Source organism: Erwinia persicina NBRC 102418 (genome assembly GCF_001571305.1).
Classification (GTDB): domain Bacteria; phylum Pseudomonadota; class Gammaproteobacteria; order Enterobacterales; family Enterobacteriaceae; genus Erwinia; species Erwinia persicina.
On sequence record NZ_BCTN01000018.1, the window covers coordinates 19,668 to 43,791 of the forward strand.

24 protein-coding genes are annotated in these 24,124 nt (G+C 55.6%); 6 read left to right on the forward strand and 18 right to left on the reverse strand.

The window, feature by feature from the left end:
- Positions 1 to 39 precede the first annotated feature (39 nt).
- The gene (locus EPE01S_RS17725; protein ID WP_062747785.1) at positions 40 to 1,014 is read left to right on the forward strand and encodes an aldo/keto reductase; all 975 of its coding nucleotides are present in this window, start codon (positions 40 to 42) and stop codon (positions 1,012 to 1,014) included.
- Between the two features lie 71 nt (positions 1,015 to 1,085).
- Here EPE01S_RS17725 and pgpA read toward each other — a convergent pair whose 3' ends face one another.
- The 6 genes from pgpA to nrdR form a co-directional block, all read right to left on the reverse strand.
- Positions 1,086 to 1,592 carry a phosphatidylglycerophosphatase A gene (gene pgpA, locus EPE01S_RS17730; protein WP_167550587.1) on the reverse strand — a complete coding sequence of 169 codons (507 nt, stop codon included), beginning with the start codon at positions 1,590 to 1,592 and terminating at the stop codon, positions 1,086 to 1,088.
- Positions 1,570 to 2,547: a thiamine-phosphate kinase gene (gene thiL, locus EPE01S_RS17735; RefSeq protein ID WP_062747787.1), complete on the reverse strand. Its 978-nt coding sequence runs from the start codon at positions 2,545 to 2,547 to the stop codon at positions 1,570 to 1,572. The genes pgpA and thiL overlap by 23 nt, the downstream gene beginning before the upstream one ends.
- A 51-nt stretch (positions 2,548 to 2,598) precedes the next feature.
- A complete protein-coding gene (nusB, locus tag EPE01S_RS17740; RefSeq protein ID WP_062747789.1) occupies positions 2,599 to 3,018 on the reverse strand; it encodes a transcription antitermination factor NusB in 420 nt (139 codons plus the stop codon).
- A 16-nt stretch (positions 3,019 to 3,034) separates the two neighbouring features.
- The gene (gene ribH, locus EPE01S_RS17745) at positions 3,035 to 3,505 is read right to left on the reverse strand and encodes a 6,7-dimethyl-8-ribityllumazine synthase (RefSeq protein WP_062747791.1); all 471 of its coding nucleotides are present in this window, start codon (positions 3,503 to 3,505) and stop codon (positions 3,035 to 3,037) included.
- An 87-nt stretch (positions 3,506 to 3,592) separates the two neighbouring features.
- The gene (gene ribD, locus EPE01S_RS17750) at positions 3,593 to 4,696 is read right to left on the reverse strand and encodes a bifunctional diaminohydroxyphosphoribosylaminopyrimidine deaminase/5-amino-6-(5-phosphoribosylamino)uracil reductase RibD (protein ID WP_062747793.1); all 1,104 of its coding nucleotides are present in this window, start codon (positions 4,694 to 4,696) and stop codon (positions 3,593 to 3,595) included.
- Between the two features lie 4 nt (positions 4,697 to 4,700).
- On the reverse strand, positions 4,701 to 5,150 hold the full coding sequence (gene nrdR, locus EPE01S_RS17755) for a transcriptional regulator NrdR (protein ID WP_062747795.1): 450 nt from the start codon (positions 5,148 to 5,150) through the stop codon (positions 4,701 to 4,703).
- Positions 5,151 to 5,340: 190 nt separating this feature from the next.
- Here nrdR and EPE01S_RS17760 point away from each other — a divergent pair, with 190 nt between their 5' ends.
- Complete coding sequence (locus tag EPE01S_RS17760; RefSeq protein ID WP_062747797.1) at positions 5,341 to 5,904, forward strand: SadB/YajI family lipoprotein; 564 nt, start codon at positions 5,341 to 5,343, stop codon at positions 5,902 to 5,904.
- A 50-nt stretch (positions 5,905 to 5,954) separates the two neighbouring features.
- Here EPE01S_RS17760 and secF read toward each other — a convergent pair whose 3' ends face one another.
- From secF to queA, 5 genes are all read right to left on the reverse strand, one after another.
- Positions 5,955 to 6,896, reverse strand: coding sequence for a protein translocase subunit SecF (gene secF, locus EPE01S_RS17765; protein WP_213014354.1), 942 nt, complete (start codon positions 6,894 to 6,896; stop codon positions 5,955 to 5,957).
- Between the two features lie 37 nt (positions 6,897 to 6,933).
- Complete coding sequence (secD, locus tag EPE01S_RS17770) at positions 6,934 to 8,781, reverse strand: protein translocase subunit SecD (protein WP_072277477.1); 1,848 nt, start codon at positions 8,779 to 8,781, stop codon at positions 6,934 to 6,936.
- A gap of 26 nt (positions 8,782 to 8,807) precedes the next feature.
- A complete protein-coding gene (gene yajC / locus EPE01S_RS17775; protein ID WP_062747803.1) occupies positions 8,808 to 9,137 on the reverse strand; it encodes a preprotein translocase subunit YajC in 330 nt (109 codons plus the stop codon).
- An 18-nt stretch (positions 9,138 to 9,155) separates the two neighbouring features.
- Positions 9,156 to 10,286, reverse strand: a complete 1,131-nt coding sequence (gene tgt, locus EPE01S_RS17780; protein WP_062747805.1) for a tRNA guanosine(34) transglycosylase Tgt — start codon at positions 10,284 to 10,286, stop codon at positions 9,156 to 9,158.
- A 74-nt stretch (positions 10,287 to 10,360) separates the two neighbouring features.
- Complete coding sequence (queA, locus tag EPE01S_RS17785; RefSeq protein ID WP_062747965.1) at positions 10,361 to 11,431, reverse strand: tRNA preQ1(34) S-adenosylmethionine ribosyltransferase-isomerase QueA; 1,071 nt, start codon at positions 11,429 to 11,431, stop codon at positions 10,361 to 10,363.
- A gap of 161 nt (positions 11,432 to 11,592) precedes the next feature.
- On the opposite strand from queA, the gene EPE01S_RS17790 reads away from it, so the two are divergent.
- The 3 genes from EPE01S_RS17790 to EPE01S_RS17800 all read left to right on the forward strand — a co-directional run bounded on the left by EPE01S_RS17790 (position 11,593) and on the right by EPE01S_RS17800 (position 14,390).
- Positions 11,593 to 12,174 (forward strand): ACP phosphodiesterase, encoded by a 582-nt coding sequence (locus EPE01S_RS17790; protein ID WP_062747808.1) that lies wholly within the window; start codon positions 11,593 to 11,595, stop codon positions 12,172 to 12,174.
- A gap of 195 nt (positions 12,175 to 12,369) precedes the next feature.
- Positions 12,370 to 12,972 (forward strand): peroxiredoxin C, encoded by a 603-nt coding sequence (locus EPE01S_RS17795; protein WP_056233921.1) that lies wholly within the window; start codon positions 12,370 to 12,372, stop codon positions 12,970 to 12,972.
- Positions 12,973 to 13,115: 143 nt separating this feature from the next.
- Entirely contained in the window at positions 13,116 to 14,390 is a 1,275-nt protein-coding gene (locus EPE01S_RS17800; RefSeq protein ID WP_240043867.1) for a histidine-type phosphatase, read from the forward strand.
- A gap of 89 nt (positions 14,391 to 14,479) precedes the next feature.
- Here the strand turns inward: EPE01S_RS17800 and EPE01S_RS17805 are convergent, their stop codons facing one another.
- Positions 14,480 to 15,145: a helix-turn-helix transcriptional regulator gene (locus tag EPE01S_RS17805; RefSeq protein WP_062747812.1), complete on the reverse strand. Its 666-nt coding sequence runs from the start codon at positions 15,143 to 15,145 to the stop codon at positions 14,480 to 14,482.
- Between the two features lie 107 nt (positions 15,146 to 15,252).
- Between EPE01S_RS17805 and EPE01S_RS17810 the strand changes: the two genes are divergently transcribed.
- Positions 15,253 to 16,656: an MFS transporter gene (locus tag EPE01S_RS17810; RefSeq protein ID WP_062747814.1), complete on the forward strand. Its 1,404-nt coding sequence runs from the start codon at positions 15,253 to 15,255 to the stop codon at positions 16,654 to 16,656.
- 46 nt (positions 16,657 to 16,702) lie between these two features.
- Here the strand turns inward: EPE01S_RS17810 and proY are convergent, their stop codons facing one another.
- From proY to phoB, 6 genes are all read right to left on the reverse strand, one after another.
- Positions 16,703 to 18,055 (reverse strand): proline-specific permease ProY, encoded by a 1,353-nt coding sequence (gene proY / locus EPE01S_RS17815; RefSeq protein WP_062747816.1) that lies wholly within the window; start codon positions 18,053 to 18,055, stop codon positions 16,703 to 16,705.
- Positions 18,056 to 18,108: 53 nt separating this feature from the next.
- On the reverse strand, positions 18,109 to 19,431 hold the full coding sequence (gene brnQ, locus EPE01S_RS17820) for a branched-chain amino acid transport system II carrier protein (protein WP_062747818.1): 1,323 nt from the start codon (positions 19,429 to 19,431) through the stop codon (positions 18,109 to 18,111).
- 416 nt (positions 19,432 to 19,847) lie between these two features.
- On the reverse strand, positions 19,848 to 20,948 hold the full coding sequence (locus EPE01S_RS17830; RefSeq protein WP_062747822.1) for a cobalamin-independent methionine synthase II family protein: 1,101 nt from the start codon (positions 20,946 to 20,948) through the stop codon (positions 19,848 to 19,850).
- A gap of 189 nt (positions 20,949 to 21,137) precedes the next feature.
- On the reverse strand, positions 21,138 to 22,061 hold the full coding sequence (locus tag EPE01S_RS17835) for a PstS family phosphate ABC transporter substrate-binding protein (protein WP_062747825.1): 924 nt from the start codon (positions 22,059 to 22,061) through the stop codon (positions 21,138 to 21,140).
- A gap of 19 nt (positions 22,062 to 22,080) precedes the next feature.
- Positions 22,081 to 23,394 carry a phosphate regulon sensor histidine kinase PhoR gene (phoR, locus tag EPE01S_RS17840; RefSeq protein WP_062747828.1) on the reverse strand — a complete coding sequence of 438 codons (1,314 nt, stop codon included), beginning with the start codon at positions 23,392 to 23,394 and terminating at the stop codon, positions 22,081 to 22,083.
- Between the two features lie 23 nt (positions 23,395 to 23,417).
- The gene (phoB, locus tag EPE01S_RS17845; RefSeq protein ID WP_013200999.1) at positions 23,418 to 24,107 is read right to left on the reverse strand and encodes a phosphate response regulator transcription factor PhoB; all 690 of its coding nucleotides are present in this window, start codon (positions 24,105 to 24,107) and stop codon (positions 23,418 to 23,420) included.
- Positions 24,108 to 24,124 lie beyond the last annotated feature (17 nt).

A 24,124-nucleotide genomic window follows, 5' to 3' on the forward strand; every position in this document is an offset into this window, starting at 1 on the left:
CCTGCTATTCTTAATGAATGATTAATAGCAGGAGTCCGCATGAAAACCCTTCAGTTAGCCAATACCGATCTGACCGTTTCCCGCCTGTGCCTGGGCTGCATGACCTATGGTGAACCCGACCGGGGCCGCCATGCCTGGACGCTGCCCGAAGAGAGTAGCCGCCCGCTGATCCGCCAGGCACTGGAAGCCGGCATCAACTTTTTTGACACCGCTAACAGCTACTCTGACGGCAGTAGCGAAGAAATTGTGGGCCGGGCCCTGCGGGAATTTACCCGGCGTGATGAGGTCGTCGTTGCGACAAAAGTCTATTTCCCGATGAGCAACCTGGCCGGCGGCCTGTCGCGCGCCAGTATCATGCAGTCCATTGATGACAGCCTGCAGCGCCTGGGAATGGAGTACGTCGATCTGCTGCAAATCCACCGCTGGGATTACGAGACGCCGCTCGAAGAGACGCTGGAAGCCCTGCATGACGTGGTTAAAGCGGGTAAAGCACGTTACATCGGTGCGTCCTCCATGCACCCGGAACAGTTTGAGCGCGCGCTGCAGACGGCAGACAGCAACAGCTGGACGCGTTTTGTCACCATGCAGGATCAGTACAACCTGATCCAGCGCGAGGAGGAGCGTGAAATGCATCCTCTGTGCCTGAAAGAAAATATTGCCGTACTGCCCTGGAGCCCGCTGGCCCGCGGCCGTCTTACACGCCCATGGGGGGAAACCACCGCCCGTTCCGTATCGGATGAATACGGCGAAACGCTCTACAACCAGAGTGAGCAGAATGATGCAGAAATTGCAGAAAGGCTGGCTAACATTGCCCGGGATAAAGGCGTGAGTCGTGCGCAAATCGCGCTGGCCTGGCTGTTGAGTAAACCCGTGGTGGCTGCACCGATCATTGGCGCTTCGCGCAGTGAACAACTGGAAGATTTGGTGAGAGCAGTGGACGTTGAATTAACGCAGGAAGAGATTTTTGAACTGGAAAGCGTCTATCAGCCGCACCCGGTCGTCGGGTTTGAATAACCCCGGGGTGAAGGGTTCACCGGGCTGACCGTTATAAAGGGCCGGTCGCAACAACAGGCCGGCCCCCTGCATCAGCCCGCCAGATAGAGTGCGCTGCCCCAGAGCAGGCCGGCAGAGATCACCCCGGCAATAATATCATCGACCATGATCCCCATGCCGCCGTGCACATTGCGGTCAAACCAGCGGATGGGCCAGGGTTTCCAGATATCCAGAACGCGGAACACCAGGAAGCCTGCCAGCACCCACTGCCAGCTGTCGGTCGGGATCGCCATCAGGGTGATCCACATGCCGATAAACTCGTCCCAGACGATGCTGCCATGATCGTGAACACCCATATCTTTCGCGGTACGGTGACAAAGGTAGACACCGATACTGATCCCCAGCAGCAGCACCAGTGAATAGAGATCCTGCGGCAGCAGGTTAAGCAGATACCAGAACGGAATGGCCGCCAGGGACCCTGCTGTTCCCGGCATCCAGGGGCTGAGACCGCTGCCAAACCCGGTCGCCAGCAGATGCCAGGGGTTGCTCATCTTCAGGCGACTTTTCGCCACGTCCTTAGCGCGTGCCAAAATGGTCAAATCCTTTCAGGTTCAGTTCTACCGGCTTATCGTCCTGTAACAACGTCAGCCCTTCCGACTGCGGAGCAATCTGACCGATGCAGGTGAAGGGAACGCCAAGATAGCCCAGCGCCACGTCCAGCGCGCCGCGGTTAATCTCCGGAACGGTGAAGCACAGCTCATAGTCTTCGCCCCCACTCAGCGCCCAGCGTACGGCCTGTTCCGGTTCGAAGTGCTGTTTCAGTACAGCGGAGATCGGCAGCGCATCCAGATGGAGGCGGGCACCACAGTCACTGGCTTTAAGGATATGGCCGAGATCGGAGATCAGCCCGTCAGACAGGTCGATAGCCGAACTGGCGAGATCGCGCAGCGCCTGCCCCTGAAGGATTCGCGGCATCGGGCGCAGATGGCGCTTGATCAGCGCCTCATGGGCTGCCGGATCGTTAATCTTCACGTGGTGTTGCAGCAGTTCAAGGCCAGCGGCACTGTCACCGAGGGTGCCGGTGACATAGATCCAGTCGCCCACGCGCGCACCGCTGCGCTTCAGCGCCCGTCCCTGCGGCACCAGGCCATGAATGCCCAGCGTCATACTCAAGGGCCCACGCGTGGTGTCACCGCCAATCAGCTGCATATCGTAGTAGTCGAGCAGCTCAAACAGGCTGTCGCTGAAGTCTTTCAGCCAGGCTTCATTGATCTCCGGCAGCGTCAGGGCCAGCGTCAGCCATGCAGGATCGGCGCCCATGGCAGCCAGGTCGCTGAGGTTTACTGCAAGGGCTTTATATCCGAGGTCGGCGGGATGAATATCACGCAGAAAATGCACGCCTTCCACCAGCGTGTCAGTACTGATTGCCAGCGTCTGCTTTTCCGGTACGCCGAGTAATGCGCAGTCGTCACCGATGCCTTTTTCAACATCGCGACGGGAACTGGTTACACGGTCAAAATAACGTGCAATCAGTTCAAATTCGCCACAAGCCATAATGCATTCCGGGAGTAAAAAGATGAGGCCGTGATGAGCGGCCTCAGAGAATTATTTGCGGTTGGGACGGATAAACGGGCCAGCTTTGTCCAGCACGCCGTTGACAAACTTATGGCTGTCTTCAGCACCGAACACTTTAGCCAGTTCGATCCCTTCGTTGATCGCCACCTTGTAGGGAACGTCTGCACGCTTGCTGAGTTCAAACAGTGAGATGCGCAGGATGGCCTTCTCAACCTGTCCCAGCTCTTCCAGCTGGCGTGACAGGTAAGGTTGCATCAGGCCGTCGAGGTATGCACTGTTAGTTGCAACGCCGCCGACCAGCTCACGGAAGTAAGTAATATCGACGTCTTTGACGTCCTGTTCCGCCAGAAACTGGTATTCGACATCAGCGATGTCGTTTTTGGAGATTTGCCAGGAGTAAAGTGCCTGAACAGCACATTCACGGGCGCGGCGACGAGCAGCAGGTTTCACGAAATTCCCCTTAAAATCAGGCTTTGATGGCTTTCAATACGTTAATCATTTCCAGAGCGGTCAGGGCTGCTTCAGCACCTTTATTACCCGCTTTGGTTCCGGCGCGTTCAATGGCCTGCTCGATGTTTTCCGTCGTCAGTACGCCAAAAGCAACCGGGATATCGCTGTTCATGGCAACGCTGGCCAGACCAGAGCTGGCCTCACCTGCCACATATTCGAAATGGGCGGTACCGCCACGGATAACGGTTCCCAGCGCCACAACGGCATCATGCTTACCGGTGTTCGCCAGCGCACGTGCGGTCATTGGCAGCTCATAGGCACCCGGAACCCAGACGACGGTGATGTTTTCATCTTTGACCTGACCAATACGCTTCAGGGCATCAATGGCACCACTCAGCAGGCTGTCGTTGATAAAGTTGTTGAAACGCGCAATAACCAGAGCAACGCGCGCGTCAGGAGTAGCAACAGCAGCTTCGATAACGTTCATATTCTTCCTTTCAGGGTTCTGTTTGGCCCCGCAGGGGGGCGGATTCTATCATACTCTTCATGGGTCTGCTTGTTTTTGCGCAAACCGCTATAACGGCGCCAGCGTCAGGCGTAAATCAGGCCCAACCTGACGGACATCACTAAAAGCAAAAGCGGGAGCATCGACGAGATGCTCAAGGCCCGGCAGCTGACACAGGCCTCGCCCGCGATCACCCAGCAGTTTAGGGGCCAGATAAACAATCAGTTCATCCACCACCCCGGTCTGTAACAACGCCCCTGCAAACTGCGCCCCGGCTTCCACCCAGACACTGTTAATCTGTTTTCTGCCCAGCAGCATCATCATTGCCACTAAATCCAGCCGCTGGTTATGCCGCGGCACACTGAACTGAGTGACATTTTCCGGCCATGCCAGTTCATCGCAGGTTGTGCGCGCCAGCCAGGTTTCACCGGATTGTGCAATAAGCTGATGCTGAGGCGTGACGCGATTCTGGCTGTCGACAATAATTCTCACCGGCTGGCGCAGCAGGTCAGCGGGGTAATCAGCCTGAGTCGCGTCATCCAGCTCCTGGTGACGTACCGTTAATGACGGGTTATCCGCCAGTACGGTCGCACTGGTGCTGAGAATGGCGGAACTTTGTGCCCGCAGACGCTGGACGTCACGCCGCGCCTGCGGCGAGGTAATCCACTGACTTTCACCACTGGCCAGCGCGGTGCGGCCATCAAGCGATGCCCCCAGTTTAAGCTGCACCCAGGGGAAACCGGTACGCATGCGCTTAAGAAAGCCGCGATTCAGTGCTTCGGCCTCCTGCATCATCAGGCCGTGGCTGACATCAATACCCGCCTGCTGTAAACGGTAGAGGCCACGCCCTGCGACTTCCGGGTTCGGATCCTGCATGGCCGCGACAACGCGGCTGACACCGGCGCTTATTAAGGCGTCACAGCACGGGGGTGTACGCCCGTGATGGCTACACGGCTCCAGTGTCACATAGGCTGTCGCGCCTTTAGCTTTTTCACCGGCCATGCGTAACGCATGCACCTCCGCGTGTGGCTCACCGGCACGCAGATGGTAGCCTTCACCGACGATGTCGCCGTCGCGAACCAACACACAGCCCACGTTAGGGTTCGGTGTGGTGGTAAAACGCCCTCTTCGCGCCAGCTCCAGCGCGCGCGCCATATACATTTCATCACGCATAACGTCAGTCCTGTAGGCGGGCGATCTCTTCGCCAAATTCGCGGATATCTTCAAAACTACGGTAGACAGAGGCAAAGCGGATATAGGCCACCTTATCCAGCTTTTTTAACTCATCCATCACCAGGCTCCCGATCAGCTTACTGGCAACTTCACGCTCCCCCGTCGCCCGTAGCTGGCTTTTGATATGGGTGAGTGCAGTTTCGACCGCATCAGAATTAACCGGCCGTTTTTCCAGCGCTTTCATCAGGCCACTGCGCAGCTTGTCTTCATTGAATGGCTCACGCACATCATTGCTCTTGACCACGCGCGGCATCACCAGTTCGGCCACCTCAAAGGTCGTAAACCGTTCATGACACACCAGGCACTGGCGGCGGCGGCGCACAGAGGTGCCTTCCCCGACCAGACGGGAGTCGATCACTTTCGTATCCACGGCAGAACAGAATGGGCAATACATGACGCGTCCTGTTAATTCTAAAGAGTAACGGCTAGTGTACCGCGAACCCGGCTGTGTGCCAAAGGCACGTCGGCAAAACCGCCCTGATTTTATGCGGCTTACGCAACAAAATCCCTTATTTCTTTGCAGGCGATCAAGACCCGTTTGCTCTAAGATAATGTCATTCGCTTTAATCAAAAGGAAATGAACAATGACAAGCACTTATCTTCGTCTGTCACTGGGTTCGCTGCTGTTGCTGGCGGGCTGTGCCAGCGCGCCGCCTCAGCCAAAAATTAATCAGTTGCACAACGAAGTGGGTAAACTGACCCAGGAGATGCGAAAGCTCACTAAGCAGGCTGCCGCGCTTGAGCAACAGGGCAATCTGAACAGCGGTTCGGCACAGGGTGCCTGGCTGTTACCTGCAGCCAATACCGGCGTGATCCTGAAAAGTCAGGCCGGTGAGCTGAAGTTGTCGCTGAGTCATGTGCAGCAGGAGGCCAACGGAACCCGTGCCATCCTGCATATACGTGCCACCGGAGAGGCTCCCCTTCCGGCCTTTACGGCCCAGGTGGAATGGGGAGAACTTGACAGTACCACCGGTAAACCCCTGACGGTAAACAGCCAGGTACAGCCGATCGCGGTAGCCCGTGAACTGCTGCCCAAAACGGAAGTGACGCTGCCCCTGCGCTTGAGCAACCTTCCGCCTGAGCAGTTAGGGTATGTGCGGGTGCATGATGTCGTGGTCAGTCCGCCGCCTGCGGTGACAGCACCATAAAAAAGGGCCACGCGATGCGTGGCCCTTTCAGTTGGAGAAGGTTTAACCCATTAAGGCAGAATGGAAGGCTGGTCTGCGCCCTCTTTTTCCACTTTCTGCTGCAACATATGCTCGCGCTTCATGCCCAGCTTCAGCGCCAGCGCAGAGGAGACATAAATCGACGAGATAGTACCGATAGTGATACCGATCAGCATGGTTAACGAGAAACCTTTCAGCAACGCGCCGCCGAAGACAAACAGGATCATGACCATCGCCAGGGTTGTTACCGAGGTGATAATGGTACGACTCAGGGTCTGCGTCAGGGAGACGTTGGTGATGTCATAAGACGAACCGCGACGGATCTTGCGGAAATTCTCACGAATACGGTCTGATACCACGATCTTATCGTTTAGCGAGTAACCGATAACTGACATCAGTGACGCAATGATAGTCAGGTCAATCTCAACGTGGAACAGCGACAGCAGACCGGCAGTAATGATCACATCGTGCGCCAGCGCCAGTACCGTACCCAGTGCAAGACGCCACTCAAAGCGGAAACCGATGTAAATCAGAATGGCAATCAGGGCGGATAACAGCGCCATCCCGCCAGCCTGAGCCAGATCGCTCCCCACACTTGGGCCAACAAATTCAATACGCTTGACCGTGGCCTGCTGCTGGGTGGTCTGGTTGATCGTCGCCAGCACTTTCGCGCCCAGCTCCTGACCTGCATTCCCCTCACGCGGTGACATACGGACGATCACGTCACGGCTGCTGCCAAAGTTCTGCACCTGCGGCTCGTCAAATCCTGATTTCACCAGGCTGTCGCGCAGCAGATCCAGCTCAACGGGCTGCTCGAGGTTAATTTCAATCACCGTACCGCCGGTGAAATCCAGACCCCAGTTAAAACCGCGCACGCCCATGATGGCTACGGATGCAATCAACAACAGCACCGAGATGGCGAAAGCCAGCGTGTCCCAGCGCATAAAGTCATAGACTTTACGGCCGTGGTTCATTTGTTCAACACTATGTTCCTGTGACACAACGCACTCCTCAGATAGACAGCTTGTTGATGCGTTTGCCGCCGTACAACAGATTGGCGATGGCGCGAGTACCAATAATTGCGGTAAACATCGAGGTCGCAATACCGATTCCCGTGGTGATCGCAAAGCCTTTAATTGAACCTGTACCCACTGCGTACAGAATCAACACTTTGATCAGCGTCGTGACGTTAGCATCAACGATACTGGAGAACGCGCCTTTATAGCCCTCATGGATCGCCTGCTGAACGGAACGCCCGTTACGCAGCTCTTCCTTGATACGTTCGTTGATCAGGACGTTAGCATCGACCGCTACCGCCAGCGTCAGCACAATCCCGGCAATCCCCGGCATGGTCAGCGTAGCGCCAGGCAGCAGGGACATGATACCGACAATCAGCACCAGGTTTGCCAGCAGCGCACTGGTCGCAATCAGACCAAACTTCTTGTACCACACCACCATAAAGATGATGGAGGCGATCAGGCCCCACAGGCAGGCTTCCAGACCCTGAGTAATGTTCTGCTGACCCATTGTCGGGCCAATCGTACGCTCTTCAACAATCTGGATAGGCGCAATCAATGCACCGGCACGCAGCAGCAGCGAGAGCTGACGGGCTTCGTTCGGATTATTAATGCCGGTAATACGGAAGCTGTTACCCAGACGTGACTGGATATTGGCGACGTTGATGACCTCTTCCTGCTTCTCAAGAATGGCACGGCCGTTGGCGTCTTTCTTTCCGCTGTCTTTATACTCGACAAACAGAGTTGCCATCGCTTTACCGACGCTGTCCTTGGTGAAGTTGGACATGATGTTACCGCCCGCGCTGTCCAGGGAGATATTAACCTGTGGCTGGTTGTATTCATCCGTGCTGGAAGTGGAGTCAGTGATATGGTCACCAGTGAGGATCACACGCTTGTACAGCACAACAGGCTGGCCATCACGGGTGTCTTTCACTTCAGAGTCACCCGGTACACGGCCATTGGCCGCCGCCGTGGCATCCACGCTGGTATTCACCAGGCGGAACTCCAGAGTCGCTGTAGCGCCGAGGATCTCTTTCGCGCGAGCCGTGTCCTGAATACCCGGCAGTTCGACCACGATACGGTCAGAACCCTGGCGCTGTACCAGCGGTTCGGCCACGCCGAGTTGGTTCACACGGTTGCGCAGAATATTGATGTTCTGCTGCACCGCATATTCACGGGCTTCACGCAGACGTTCGTCACTCATTACCGCCGTCAGGGCATTGCTGCCGCTGCTGTTGATGACCATATCGCGGTGACGACCTGTCAGGTAAGTGACGGCCTGATCGCGTGCGGCGGCATCACGGAAACGAATTTCCATACCGTAATTGTTGGTTTTACGAACGTTAACGTAAGGAATGCTTTTCTCACGCAGATCGCTACGCAGGCTGTCGATATTCTGCTCCTGGAGTTTACCCAGAGCCGTATCCATATCCACTTCCATCAGGAAGTGAACACCGCCACGCAGATCAAGACCGAGTTTCATCGGTTCAGCGTTGAGCATGGCAAGCCATGATGGCGTCGCAGGGGCGAGGTTAAGCGCCACAACGTAACTATCGCCAAGCGTTTTGATAATCGCTTCACGCGCGCGCATCTGCACGTCAGTGTTGGCGAAACGCGCCATAATAGCGCCATTTTCCAGCGCCAGTGATTTGGCCTGAATATTATCTTGTTTTAATGCGGTCTGGATCTGAACCAGCGTTTGCTCACTGGCGGCGCTTCCGCGCGCACCAGTGATCTGAACGGCCGGATCCTCACCATACAGGTTAGGCAGTGCATACAGCAGACCGACGAGTAACACGACGATCAGCATGATGTACTTCCACAAAGGATAACGGTTTAACACGGCAGTTCCCTTAGGGAAATCGAAAATTAAAGCGCCTTCATTGTACCTTTCGGCAGAACGGCGGCAACGAAGTCACGTTTGACCACAACTTCAGTGGTTTCGTTCAGTGCGATAGCAACATAGCCGGTTTCAGCGACTTTAGTCACACGGCCTACCAGACCACCGGTCGTCAGCACTTCATCACCTTTAGAAATGGAGTCCATCAGTTTCTTGTGCTCTTTCGCACGTTTCTGCTGAGGGCGCAGGATCATAAAGTAGAAAATCAGACCAAACACAACCAGCATAATCACCAGAGAGTAAGGACTTCCCTGAGATGGTGCTGCGGCTGCTACGGCATCAGAAGTGAAAAAGCTCATTAAATTTCCCTCATTTGTTTAATTATCAGACGGTAATGGCGGAACCGCCAGACCCGTCCGTTGGTAGAATTCAGTGACAAACTGCTCTAATTGACCTGCTTCGATAGCCTGGCGTAACCCGGCCATCAGACGCTGATAGTAACGCAGGTTATGGATGGTGTTGAGACGCGCACCCAAAATTTCGTTACAGCGATCAAGGTGATACAGATAAGCACGGCTGTAATTGCGGCAGGTATAGCAGTCGCATTCGGCATCCAGCGGAGACGTATCATCTTTATATTTCGCATTGCGGATTTTCACCACGCCGTCGGTCACAAAAAGATGGCCGTTACGCGCATTACGGGTAGGCATCACGCAGTCAAACATATCGATACCCCGGCGCACGCCCTCTACCAGGTCCTGTGGCTTACCCACGCCCATTAAGTAGCGCGGCTTATCCTCGGGAAGCTGCGGGCAGACATGTTCCAGAATACGGTGCATGTCTTCTTTTGGTTCACCGACCGCCAGGCCGCCCACAGCGTACCCATCAAAGCCAATATCTACCAGTCCTTTAACTGAGACATCACGTAAATCTTCGTAAACTCCGCCCTGAATAATACCGAACAGCGCGTTCTTATTACCCAGTGAATCAAAGCGATCGCGGCTGCGCTGTGCCCAGCGCAATGACATCTCCATTGAGCGTTTGGCGTAATCCCAGTCAGCTGGGTACGGGGTACATTCATCGAAGATCATCACGATGTCAGATCCCAGGTCGAACTGGATCTCCATCGATTTTTCAGGATCAAGGAAGATCGCATCACCATTGATCGGATTGCGGAAATGCACGCCCTTTTCAGTGATCTTACGGATATCACCCAAGCTGAACACCTGGAAACCGCCAGAGTCAGTCAGAATCGGTCCTTTCCACTGCATAAAGTCATGCAGATCACCGTGCAGTTTCATGATCTCCTGGCCCGGGCGCAACCACAGATGGAAGGTGTTGCCGAGGATGATCTGCGCACCGGTATCCAGCACTTCTTCAGGCGTCATTCCCTTTACCGTGCCGTAGGTGCCCACCGGCATAAACGCCGGAGTTTCCACCACGCCACGCTCAAAAACCAGACGGCCACGGCGCGCGCGACCATCAGTTGTGTCTAATTCAAACTTCACATTGCCTCCATCAGAGAAACAGTCTGATGTTAATGGTTAAAAAGGGCCGGACGGTGCCGCCCCCCTGGAAAGGATTACTGACCCGGAATTTCGCTGACAGCCTGCGGATTACGGGTAATAAACATCGCATCACCATAGCTGAAGAAGCGATATTTTTCAGCTACGGCCTGCTGATAAGCGTGCATCGTATGCTGATAGCCTGCAAATGCCGAAACCAGCATAATCAACGTGGATTCCGGCAGGTGGAAATTGGTCACCAGCACATCAATGATCTGATAGTGATAACCGGGATAGATAAAGATGCTGGTGTCGCCAAAGAATGGCGCAATCAGCGCATCCCGGGACGCCTGCGCGGCGCTCTCCAGTGAACGTACTGAGGTGGTGCCCACGGCAATCACCCGGTTGCCACGTGCTTTACATGCCAGCACGGCATCCACCACGTCCTGCGGCACTTCCGCATACTCGGCGTGCATGATGTGATCTTCAATGGTGTCTACGCGCACGGGCTGGAAAGTCCCGGCCCCGACGTGCAGGGTCACAAACGCGGTCTCAACGCCTTTCTCCCGCAGGGCGGCGAGCAGGGGCTCATCAAAATGCAGTCCTGCCGTGGGTGCCGCTACCGCGCCGGGTTTCTGGCTGTACACCGTCTGGTACAGCTCGCGGTCAGCGTCTTCATCCGGGCGATCAATATACGGCGGCAGCGGCATATGGCCGATGTCATTCAGGATATCCAGTACCGGACGCGGATCGTGAAATTCGATTTCAAAGAGGGCATCATGGCGGGCCTGCATGGTGGCCGACACGTTTTCCTCGTCGCCCAACAACAGCTCACTGCCGGGCTTGGGGGCTTTCGACGCGCGCACATGTGCCAGCACGCGTTTGTCGTCCAGCATACGCTCGATCAGCACTTCGATTTTACCGCCGCTGGCTTTACGGCCAAAAATACGTGCCGGGATCACCCGGGTATTGTTAAACACCAGCAGGTCGCCGGGATTGAGCTTATCCAGCAAATCGGTGAAGACCCCATGCGTCAGTTCGCCATCCGGGCCATTGAGCGACAGCAGACGGCAACCGCTGCGCTGGGCCTGCGGATAGTGGGCAATCAAAGATTCAGGTAACTCAAAGTTAAAATCGGCAACGCGCATGGTCATTTACAATCCGGGAAATCAGGGCGCACATTCTAGCTGAAAACTGCTCATAGCTAAACAATCTGCTGACTATCCCTGAAAACTATTGGCAAAATAAGTCCAATGCCGCCGGCACACCCGCTGCTTGAAGTCTGCCCGCTATAGGTTAGAATCCCGCCATGAATTATCTTGCCCACCTCCATCTTGCCACCCTTGCCGACAGCTCACTGCTGGGCAATATGATGGCCGATTATGTTCGCGGTAATCCTTACCAACAGTGGCCCGCGCCTGTTGCTGAAGGCATTGCCCTGCACCGCCGCATTGACGCGCTGACGGATGCACTGCCGGAAGTCCGCAGCGCGCGCCAGCTCTTCCGCAGTGAAACACGCCGTGTGTCCCCCATTACCCTTGATGTCATCTGGGATCATTTTCTGTCATCTCACTGGGATACACTGGTGCCGGAAATTTCTTTGCCAGCTTTTTTGTCACATGTCAGAAGTGTGATCGAACCTCAACTTGGTCCCACGCCGGAACGCTTCCAGACTCTTAACCATCACTTATGGAAAGGACGCTGGATGGAGCGCTACGCCGAAGCGCCGTTCCTGCAGAACGTGTTACAGGGTATGGCCAGCCGCCGTCCTAAGCTGGCCGCACTGGAAGAGAGTTACCGCGATTTTGTCGATAACTATCAGCGCCTTGAAGAGTTTTTCTGGCAGCTTTATCCGCGCATGATGACGCAGGCAGTACGGCGTGAACTCTAAAAGTCATTGCCACTTTTACACCTTGCCCTTTTTCAAAAAAGGGCTATTGTATGATACTGCTTTATAATTACTCGAATTTTGATAGGTACAACCTATCCGAATAATCGGTACAGCACGCTGGCCCGACACCGGGCACGCCCCGTATACTGCCTGCGTCTTGTCACCTTACTTCAACTTACTTTTACAGGAGTGAACATGGTCCTGGTTACTCGTCCAGCCCCAGATTTTACTGCCGCCGCCGTCCTGGGCAACGGTGAAATCGTAGAGAACTTCAACTTTAAAAAACACACCGCTGGTAAAGCCACCGTTGTGTTCTTTTGGCCAATGGACTTCACCTTCGTATGCCCTTCTGAGCTGATCGCTTTCGACAAGCGTTATGCCGAATTCCAGAAGCGTGGCGTAGAAGTTGTGGGTGTTTCCTTCGATTCAGAGTTCGTGCATAACGCATGGCGTAAAACGCCGGTTGATAAAGGCGGCATCGGCGAAGTTCAGTACGCGATGGTTGCTGACATCAAACGTGAAATCCAGAAAGCCTACGGCATTGAGCACCCGGATGCGGGCGTTGCTCTGCGTGGTTCTTTCCTGATCGACAAAGCCGGTGTGGTTCGTCACCAGGTGGTTAACGATCTGCCACTGGGTCGTAACGTCGATGAAATGCTGCGCATGGTTGACGCGCTGCAGTTCCACGAAGAGCACGGCGAAGTGTGCCCGGCTCAGTGGGAAAAAGGAAAAGAAGGTATGGGCGCATCACCGGAAGGTGTGGCTAAATACCTGTCTGAGAATGCTGCGAAGCTGTAATTACCGCTGCGTTTTCAATAAAGCTCGCTTCGGCGGGCTTTTTTTTCGTCTGTCCTCCCCTTCTCCGCACCTTTCGTCACACCTGTATGAAAAACTTTGTAATGATGCCCACTGGTACAGACACCACAACAAGGATGATCCTGATGAAAAAGCACGCTTTGCGTTTTTCCCTCGCCGCCCTGCTCAGTTCGCTCAGCCTGCTCGCTCAGGCCGCGCCCCATTACGTGCTGGAAAAAGTGGTGGAAGTCAGCCGTCATGGGGTGCGCCCCCCTACGGCAGACAACCGTAAAGAGATGGAAACCGGCAGTGGCCGCCCCTGGGCCACGTGGCTGACAGCTGACGGCCAGTTGACCGGCCACGGCTATACTGCAGCCTGGTTAAAAGGGCAATATGAGGGCAATGAATACCGCCGGGCCGGACTGATCGGGGCCGGTTGTCCCACTGAGAAGGATATTTTCGTCTGGGCCAGCCCGCTGCAGCGTACACGCGCTACCGCCGAAGCGCTGACGGACGGCGCGTTTCCCGGCTGCGGTCTGACCGTGCATTTCTCACCCGTGCATAACGACCCGCTGTTTCAGAACGACAGCCCGGGCGACGTCACGCTGGATGCACAGAAGCAACGTGCAGGCGCGCTTAAAGCCCTGGGGGGAAGCCTCAGCGAGGCACAAAAACGGCTTCAGCCGGAAATTTCCCTGCTGAAAAAAGCTGTCTGCCTGCCAGACCTGCCCTGCCCGGTGTTTGATAAGACGTGGGAAATTAAATTCGCCTCTGACGGGCGTATTATGATCACCGGCCTGGATACACTGGCCGCGATGGCCGAAACTCTGCGCCTGGAGTGGAGTGAGAATAAACCTCTCAGTCAGGTAGCGTTTGGTCATGCCTCCAGCGCCAGGGAGATGGGGAAACTGATGGCCATGCTGACGCCGAAATATGACGCCACCAACGATCAGCCCTACGTTGCGCAGCGCGGCGGCTCTCTGTTTATGGATCAGATTGCCAAAGCGCTCCAGCAGGGGGTTTCCCCTCAGGACAATGCGCCGCCGGATACCCGCTGGCTGCTGTACGTTGCCCATGACGTAAATATCGCCTATCTGCGTACCCTGCTGAACTTCAGCTGGCAGCAGGGGGACTATCCGCGCGGCACCGTTCAGCCTGCCGGAAGTCTGGTATTTGAACGCTGGCAGGATACAGACAGCGGTAAACGCTATATCCGCGTCGTGTTCCGCGGACAGAGCCTCAATCAGATACGCAATCTGACGCCACTCGGTGAGCAGCATCCACTGCTGGCCACCGAGTGGCACTATGCCGGCTGTCAGAAAACGGAGGCAGGTACCCTTTGTCCGTACGACAGCGCCCTTCAGCGCTTGCGCCAGCACATCGACCCATCGCTACTGCGCCCGGTCAGCTATGCGCAGTAAATCATTCCCGCAGTGATGCTGCCCTGAGGCCGGGAAGATATTGCCGGTGCCGCTTCCCGCCTCAGCACGCGAAAGGCGTGCTCTGCTGGTCAGGCTCCTGTAACAGCCTGTACCCGATACGCACAGCGGCGGGCCTGGCTGAGGATGTGCTCCACGCGAACCACCTCAGCCTCCAGGACTTCACTGAAAATGGCCTGCTCAGCGCGACAGAACCCCTGACAGCTGGCTGCGGCCGCGCAAATCGGGCAGTGGTTTTCAATCAGCAGCAGGCTGCCATCTTCCTGCACCGCGTATTCCGCCATATACCCCTCTGCAGAACGTATCTCTGCCAGACGCGCCACCCGCGCCGTCAGGTCTGAAAGGGCTGACAGCTCCTGGCGATAGAACTCACGGGTTTTCTCCTCGCGTCTGGCAATCAGCATGTCAATCGCCTGTTCACCGAAGGATTCACGCACCACATCCAGCAGTTGTACCGTGAGTTCAGGATGGGTATCCGGAAATTGTTTCTGCCCCTCCGGAGTAAGCTGCCAGAACTGGGAGGGACGCCCGACGCCTCGCGCCTGCGAAAATGCGGCCACCAGCCCTTCCGTTGCCAGCTTATTGAACTGCTGACGTGCCGCTTCAGCGGTCATGCCCAGCACGTTTCCCGCCTCAGAAGCCTGCTGCGGTCCACGCGTTTTCAGCAAATGAAGCAGTCTCTGTGATGTCGATAAATGCTCTTTAGCCTCGGCAGGCCAGGGATGTGTTGACAACATTTTTCTGCCTCAAATAATATAACAAGCGTTTTCTTGTTTTATTAATTTAACTCAGGGCATGAAAGCAGGCAACCCTGAGTGACTCACTATCGTCGTTTAAGGACGCCATTATGTCATCTCATGAAGGAAACTGGGGGGATCTTCTTTCCGGTAAGAATGCCCTGCGCTCTGTCGCGCTATCTGGTGGCGTGGCACTTCACGCTATTAATATTTACATCGCGACCACCGTGCTGCCTTCCGTCGTTAAAGAGATCGGCGGACTCACTCTGTACGCCTGGAATACCACGCTGTTTGTGGTTGCCTCAATTATCGGTTCGGCGCTGACCAGCCGGACGTTAAGTCGCGCCGGGTCACGAGGGACTTACGCTCTCTCCATTCTGCTGTTTGTTGCCGGTTCTCTGCTGTGCGCGCTGGCCCCCAATATGCTGACAATGTTAGTGGGGCGCTCCATTCAGGGCCTTGGCGGTGGTTTCATGTTTGCCCTGGGCTACAGCATGATTTACGAGGTCTTTGAAAGAGCGCTGTGGCCGCGTGCCTTTGCCCTGATCTCGGGGATGTGGGGGGTGGCCACGCTGATCGGCCCGGCGATTGGGGGCATCTTTGCCGATATAGATGCATGGCGGCTGGCCTTTGTTTTCCTGCTCCCCATGACAGCGATCTACGCCTGGGTGGTATGGCGGGCTTTGCCTGCGGAGAGTCGTCAACGCAGGCCAGCCGGCCGCCTGCCACTGATACAGCTGTTGCTGCTCACCGGCGCAGTCCTGGCCATCAGTATCGGCAGTACGAAATCACAACTGAGTGCCAACCTCACAGGGGTGGCCCTGGCCATGCTGATGATAGCGCTGTTAATCCGCCAGGAATGGGTGAGTGAGGCCTGCCTGCTGCCACGTAATGCACTGCGCCTGCGTTCCCCGCTGCTGAGTCTTTATCTCACCATCGGCCTGCTGGTGGTGGGCATGACCAGCGAAACCTTTGTTCCCTATTTCCTGCAGAACCTCCATGGTCAGACCCCGCTGATATCCGGCTATCTGGCCGCGCTGATGGCGGCAGGCTGGACGCTGGCGGAAATCTGGAGCTCAGGCTGGCGAGCGAAAAAAGTGTCGCGGGCTATCGTCGCCGGCCCCCTGCTTGTGCTGGCCGGGATGGTAATACTGGCTTTCTTCTTTCCGTTACAAAGCGACTCGGGTCGTATGCTGGTGGTGATCATTTCACTGGGGTTGTTGCTGGTGGGTTTTGGCATTGGTCTGGGCTGGCCCCATCTGCTGACGCGCGTGCTGGATGTCACCCCCCGTGACGAGCAGGATGCCGCTGCCGCCTCAATTTCCACAGTACAACTTTTTGCTACCGCGTTAGGTGCGGCACTGGCAGGGATGCTGGCCAACCTGGGAGGATTGAATGTACCCGGCGGCGTGGAAGGTGCCAGCAGTGCAGCAAGGATGGTGTTTAGCGTGCTTGCTGTCGCGCCGCTGCTGGCGTTCTTCAGTGCCAGACGGGCAGCGTTGTCTCAATAAGTAAGAAGGATAATGCTGGTCAGTTAAGCTGACCAGCACTGAGGGCTTATCGATTTTTGCGTTTCACCCACTGCCAGCTTATCAGCAACAGCAGGATCCAGCCCATCCCAACATAGAGCGATATGCGGGTGTCCGGAAAATAGCCGATCAGCCCAATCACAAACATCAGGAACAGGATGCCAACCATCGCGGTCGCCGATCCCCCCGGCAGCGCAAACTTCAGTGCGTTCTTTTGCTCAGGGGTCAGCGTGCGACGGAAGGCAATCTGAGAGAAGAGGATCATAATCCACACCCAGACGGTGGCAAAGGTTGCCAGCGAGGCAATAACCAGGAATACTTTTTTTGGCATCAGGTAGTTCAGGTATACCGCCACCAGCATCGCCATCATCATGGCCAGCACCGTCACCCAGGGAATACCCCGACGTGATACGCTGGCAAACACCTTCGGCGCATGCCCCTGCTCAGCCATACCATGAAGCATTCGCCCCACGCCAAATACATCGCTATTAATCGCTGACAGTGAAGCGGTGATGACCACAAAGTTCAGTATGGCTGCCGCTGCCGCAATGCCCAAATGCTGGAACGTGAGCACAAACGGACTGCCATTGGTTCCCACCTGATTCCATGGATAAATCGACATAATCACAAACAGCGTGCCGACATAAAAAATCAGAATTCGCAGCGGGACGGTATTTATCGCCTGGGGAATGGATACCTGAGGGTCTTTTGCTTCACCTGCTGTAATACCAATAATTTCAATGCCGCCGAAGGCAAACATCACCACCTGCAGCGACAGCACCACGCCAATCCAGCCGTTAGGAACAAAGCCACCATGCGTCCACAGATTGCTGATCCCGGTGGCCTGGCCACCGTTGCCGATGCCCCAGAAAATGATGCCAAAACCGGCGACGATCATCACCATGATAGTGGCGACTTTGAACAGCGACAGCCAGAACTCGACTTCCCCAAACACTTTCACTGTGGCGAGATTCAGCGCGCCGATAATCAGCACGACGCTCAGTACCCAGATCCAGTGCGCCACATCCGGAAACCACACGCCCATGTAAATACCAAAGGCAGTCACATCGGCAATCGCGACAATAAGAATTTCAAAACAATAGGTCCAGCCAGTGATATAGCCAGAGAGAGGACCAAGGTAGTCACGTGCATAACGGGAAAAGGAGCTGGCCTGCGGGTTGTTCACTGACATCTCGCCCAGCGCACGCATAATAATATAGGCGGCGGCCCCGCCAATAAGGTAGGCGATCAAAACGCCTGGGCCAGCCATTCTGATGGCATCAGCCGAGCCGTAAAATAACCCAGTGCCAATGGCAGAACCCAGAGCCATAAAACGAATATGGCGGGTGCTCAGTCCTTTTTTGAGTGTTGTACTTGTCATATTTCCACCTGTCGGCCCCTTACCGGCAAGAAGGTAAGGGGGATTTTACAACGCTATTGCTGATGCGCAGTAACCGACTGGCGGCCTGAAACGCGATCGTACACGGCCGCCAATACCAGCATCACCAGAGAAGGCGGCAACCATGCCAGCCCCTGATCGGCTAAGGGCAGATTTTGGGTAATTGCTGGCAGCATTGCCTTAAAGTTGGTGCTTTTTATTGCATCGACAATGCCAAATACCAGACTGACCAGCATGACCGGAGCAATAATTATCGTGCTTTTCTTCCACCATTTCAGGGTAAAACTCAACAGTACCAGCACGATACAAGGCGGGTAAATCGCAGTTAACACTGGAATTGAGATCTGAATCAGATGGCTGAGACCAAGATTTGACACCACCATGGAGAACAGCCCCAGAATAAACACCAACTGACGGTAGGTTAGAGGCAATAACTGCTCAAAAAACTCCGCACAGGCACAGGTCAGCCCCACCGCCGTCACCATACAGGCTACAAAAATCAGCGCAGCAAGGAACAGGCTGCCCATGTTGCCAAACGTATGTTGAACATAGGCATGGAGAATGGCCGCACCATTCGCATCCTGGGCAACGATAGAGGCACTGTCAGAGCCGAGTTTAAACAGTGCAAGGTAGACCAGCGTCAGGCCCACCCCGGCAATCAGTCCGGCGATAACGGTGTAACGCGTCAGCAGTTTCGCATCGCTGATCCCACGTGAGCGGGCAGCGTTCACAATCACGATCCCAAACACCAGCGCCCCGAGAGTATCCATGGTCAGATAACCGTTCACAAAGCCGCTGGAAAAGGCCGCTCGCTGGTAATCCACCGTGGCAGGTGAAAGGCCCCCTGCTGGCCACAGCAGCGCTGCTACGCCCAGTACGGTCAGGGCAAAAATTTTCAGCGGGGCCAGTACGTGGCCAACGGTATCCAGCAGTTTGCCCGGATAGAGGGAAATACCAATGACCAGAGCGAAGTAAACCATGCTGTAAATGGCCAGTGGCCATTCGCCATCGCCCGACAGCGGTGCAATCCCCACTTCAAACGACACGGTCGCCGTGCGTGGCGTTGCAAACAGAGGTCCGACGGCCAGATAGCACACTGTAGCCAGCACCACGCCAGCGGCTTTTCCGATCGGTAAGCTGAGGGCATCAATACCGCCGCCGACGCGCGCCAGCGCAATGACGGTCATCACCGGCAGACCCACGGCCGTGATTAAAAAGCCAAGCGCGGCGATCCAGACGTGCTCGCCGGACTGAATGCCCACCATCGGTGGGAAGATGATGTTCCCGGCCCCCACAAACAGGGCAAACGTCATAAAGCCCAGTGCCAGAATATCTTTGGAAGTTAAACGATGTGTCATAAGAAATCGTGTTGCCCGTGATGGTGTGAAAAATCGTGTTATCAGGCTTTTTTATAAAGACCTGTGCCCCTGATGGCTCTAAATACGTGGTCTGATGCAACCTATGCAGTGGAAATCACTTACATTAGGATTATCAACAGCGAATGTGAGCTGATTATTTTCTGTATGCAGAGGGATGACGAAAAAACGGGGGTAAGTAGAACGTTTATAGCGGCGAAAGGCAATACGGGATCGGAAAAGCAGGATGATATAGTGCAAAAAACTGCATAACCAGTGCATATATTTAGTTATAAGAAAAAATGCGTTACATGATTTGTATTTTTTTTGCCCGGCTCGGCGTTAATTTCTGCACTATATGTACTGCTGATGCACAAAGGGCGCGCAAACTCGCGCCCCGTACACAGAATGATGCTGACCTACCAGACGCGGCTGGCGGCCTCCACGACCAGACGTACTTTTGCCCACTGCTGTTCTTCGGTCAGGCTGTTGCCCTCTTCGGTGGAGGCAAACCCACACTGCGGGCTGAGGCAGAGTTGATCCAGGCTGACAAAGCGAGCGGCTTCATGCAGACGTTTTTCTACTGTTTCCACCGCTTCCAGTTCACCGGTCTTGGTCGTCACCAGGCCCAGCACCACCTGCTGTTTGCCTGGCTTGATAAAGCGCAGTGGCTCGAAGCCGCCTGAACGTTCGTTATCATACTCCAGGAAGAAGGCATCAATGTTGACTCCGCCAAACAGAATTTCTGCCACCGGTTCATAGCCACCTTCAGAAATCCAGGTGGAACGGAAGTTACCGCGACAGACATGCAAACCGATCACCAGGTCGTCCGGCTTACCTTCAATCGCCTTATTCAGCACGCGGGCATAAGTGCGCGCCAGCGCTTCCGGATCGTCACCGCGCTCACGGATCTGCTGTTTCTGATCGTCAGAACAGAGATAGGCCCAGACCGTATCGTCCAGCTGCAGATAGCGACATCCGGCCTTATAAAAAGCATTAATCGCATCACGATAAGTCCGGGCAAGATCGTCAAAATAGACATCAAGATCAGGGTAAACATCAGCATCAATGACTTTACGCCCACCGCGAAAATGCAGCACGCTGGGGCTTGGGATGGTCATTTTGGCGACAGCATCACCGCTGATGCTTTGCAGGAAGCGGAAATCATTCAGCATCGGATGGTCGCTGAAGCCAAGCTTACCGGTCACTTTCACGCCGCGCGCTTTGGTCTGTACGCCGTTAAACTGAATGCCCTGTTCAGCCTCATAGCGCTCCACCCCATCCAGTCCGTCAAAGAAGTCGAAGTGCCACCAGGCGCGACGGAACTCGCCATCGGTCACCACCTGCAAGCCACTTTCACGCTGGCGAGCCACAACCTGACGGATCGCATCATCTTCCACCCGGCGCAGCGCAGCGGCATCGATCTCACCGGTTTCGAACTGCTTACGGGCCTGTTTAATTTCAGCGGGACGAAGGTAGCTGCCCACCACTTCGGCACGGTATGGGGTGAATGTTGTCATGATGAAAGCCTCCTGGCCTGCGCGTGGCCGCATAATTTAGTGACGAAATAGTTACCGTAGGTTATCCATAGACTTCCGGACGTCTACATGTCTGTCACTAAGAGTGTCATGAGAATCTTTCAGGGGCAAACGAGGAAATTTCACCGTACATGAATAAAATTCAACTTTGCTTATTGTCGCCGCTTGCTGTCACGGCGCTAACATCGCGCGGGCGCGCTGCATTTGCTGCTCCGACAGCGGCAGATAGCCCGCCTGACTGACCAGCGCCTGCCCCTGCGGCGAGAGCGCTAAACGCAGAAATGCGGCGGTGAGGGGCTCCAGCGGTTTATCCGGGGCTTTATTGACGTAAATATAGAGGGGACGGGCATAGGGATAGCGTCCGCTGCGGATATTGTCGATGCTGGGCGCAATCCAGTCGTTGCCCTCTCGCGCCACCGGCACGGTTTTTACCCCGCTGATATGAAACCCGGCGCTGGCATAACCAATTCCGTTCAGCGTTCCTGCTACCGCCTGCACGACGGCTGCCGATCCGGGATACTCGCCGACATCGTGGCGAAAATCGCCGTTACACAGCGCCTGCTGTTTGAAAAACCCCCAGGTTCCGGAGGCCGAGTTACGGCCAAAGCGCTGCAGGCCCCGTGTCGCCCAGCCGGGCTGAGTAAGCTGTAAATCCCCCCAGGTTCGGGGCACCGACAGGCCACCACAGCGGCGGGTAACAGAAAAAATGGCATCCAGCTGCTGTGCATTCAGACCGGTAAGCGGATTGTCCTGATTGACCACCACCACCAGCGCATCCATTGCCACCGGAACGGCCAGTGGGGGATAGCCGTAGTTATCCTCAAACAGCTGACGCTCGGTGGCCTGCATCGGTCGGCTCATCGCCCCAAGCTGGGCGGCCCCGGCCGCCAGTGCGGTCGGAGCTGTTGATGAACCCGCCGCCTGGATCTGAACGTTTACCCCAGGGTACTGCCGGTTAAAGCTATCCCCCCACAAGGCCATCAGGTTACCCAGCGTGTCAGAGCCGACGCTGGTCAGATTGCCTGCCAGCATTCCCTCTTTCGCCGTCGCCGGTGACATCACCAGCACCAGCGCCAGCGCGATTAACGTTTTCATTGCATGGGTTCCGTAAGACTTAACGCAGCGCATTCTCAGCCAGTCCGGCACTGACAATCAATCTGAGTGGTAGCTGAAAGCTGAAACAGGTTTCGCTGCCGGGCTTGCTGGTGATATCCAGCCGCGTATTGTGGTGGCTGAGCGCGTGTTTGACAATCGCCAGCCCTAATCCGCTGCCGCCGGTCTGTCGGGAACGCGCTTTATCCACCCGGTAGAAACGCTCTGTCAGCCGCGGCAGGTGTTCCGGTGCGATGCCCGGCCCGTTATCTTTCACCTTAAACTGGGCCCCCTGGGGGTTGCGCAGCCAGCTGACATCAATGCGCGTCCCATCCGGCGTATGATTGACGGCGTTATACACCAGATTAGAAATCGCACTACGCAGTTGCTCGTCATTGCCAAACACGCGCAAATGGGGGTCCGTGTGAAAATGAATCTCATGGCGGCCATTACTGAGGGTTTCCGCTTCCCGCTGCAGGACCCGGAGCATCATCGGCACATCCACTTTTTCCTGCAGATCGAGCGCGGGAGCCGCCTCAATGCGGGATAAGGTCAGCAGCTGTTTCACCAGACTGTCCATGCGTTTGGTTTGCTCCTGCATGGTATGCAAGGCCTTGTCACGCAGACTGCCCTCCAGCACGGAGTCATTCATCATCTCCAGGTAGCCCTGCAGCACGGTTAACGGCGTACGTAGCTCATGGCTGACATTCGCAAAGAAATTGCGGCGTGCGCCCTCCAGCTGGTGCATCTGCGTCACATCTCGCGCCACCAGTAGCCACTGCCCTTCACTGTAGGGCATTACGCGGAACTCAAGATGACGGTGGCTGTTCAGCACCAGCGTCAGCGGACGGGTAAAATCGCGCTGGCGCAGATAACGGGTAAACTCAGGATAACGCAGTAAATTCAGGATGTTCTGGCCGTTATCTTCCGGCCAGCGCAGCCCCAGCATCTGCTGTGCCAGACCGTTACACCAGAAAATGGTGCCCTCTTCGGTGGTCAGTACCACCGCATCGGGCAGTGATTCGGCACCACTGCGAAAGCGCTTGATCAGATGGCCGAGCTCACGGCGGCGGCGGCGGTTACGCGCCTGCATTTGATACAGGCCGTAGAACAGTGGTTCCCAGCTGCCACGGCCGCTGGGAGGTGTCATGCTGCGGTCAACCCACAGCCAGTGAGAGAGTCGAAGTAAATTGTTGAAATGAAAACCCAGCACACACAGTACTGAGACTAACAGCAGCCAGGGCAGCCCGCCCACCAGCAGCCCGAGGATCAGTGCGGGCAGACCGGCGAGCAACAGCTCAAGCAATAATCTCTTCCAGGAGAGGCGTTCCAACACGGTTCAGACTCCAGCGCGAACGATCAATAGCGTGCAGAGAAACGATAACCTGTTCCGCGAACCGTCTGCACCATACGATCGTGCCCGGTCAGTTCCAGCGCTTTACGCAAACGACGGATATGGACGTCGACGGTACGATCTTCGACGTAAACGTTAGTCCCCCAGACGTGGTTTAGCAACTGCTCGCGGCTGTAGACACGTTCCGGGTGGGTCATAAAGAAGTGCAGTAATTTATATTCCGTCGGCCCCATTTCCAGCGGCTGCGTGTCGGACATCACGCGATGCGAGGACGGGTCAAGACTCAGCCCCTGCATCTCGATAACCTCTTCCACTGCCATCGGGGAGATACGACGCATCACGGCCTTGATGCGTGCCACCAGCTCTTTCGGTGAAAAAGGTTTGGTGATGTAATCATCCGCGCCCACTTCCAGGCCACGTACGCGATCCTCTTCCTCACCGCGCGCCGTCAGCATCATCACCGGAATATCCCGGGTCATGGCTTCACGCTTCAGGTGTTTGATAAACTGGATGCCTGAACCGCCCGGTAACATCCAGTCCAGCAGGATGAGATCCGGCCAGGGCTCAATCAGCAAGTTAACTGCGCTGTCATAGTCCTCGGCTTCGATCGGTTGATAGTCATTTTGTTCCAGAACGAAACACAACATCTCACGGATTGGGGCTTCATCTTCCACCACCAGAATTCGCTTGGCCATTATTGCTCCTGCTGCTG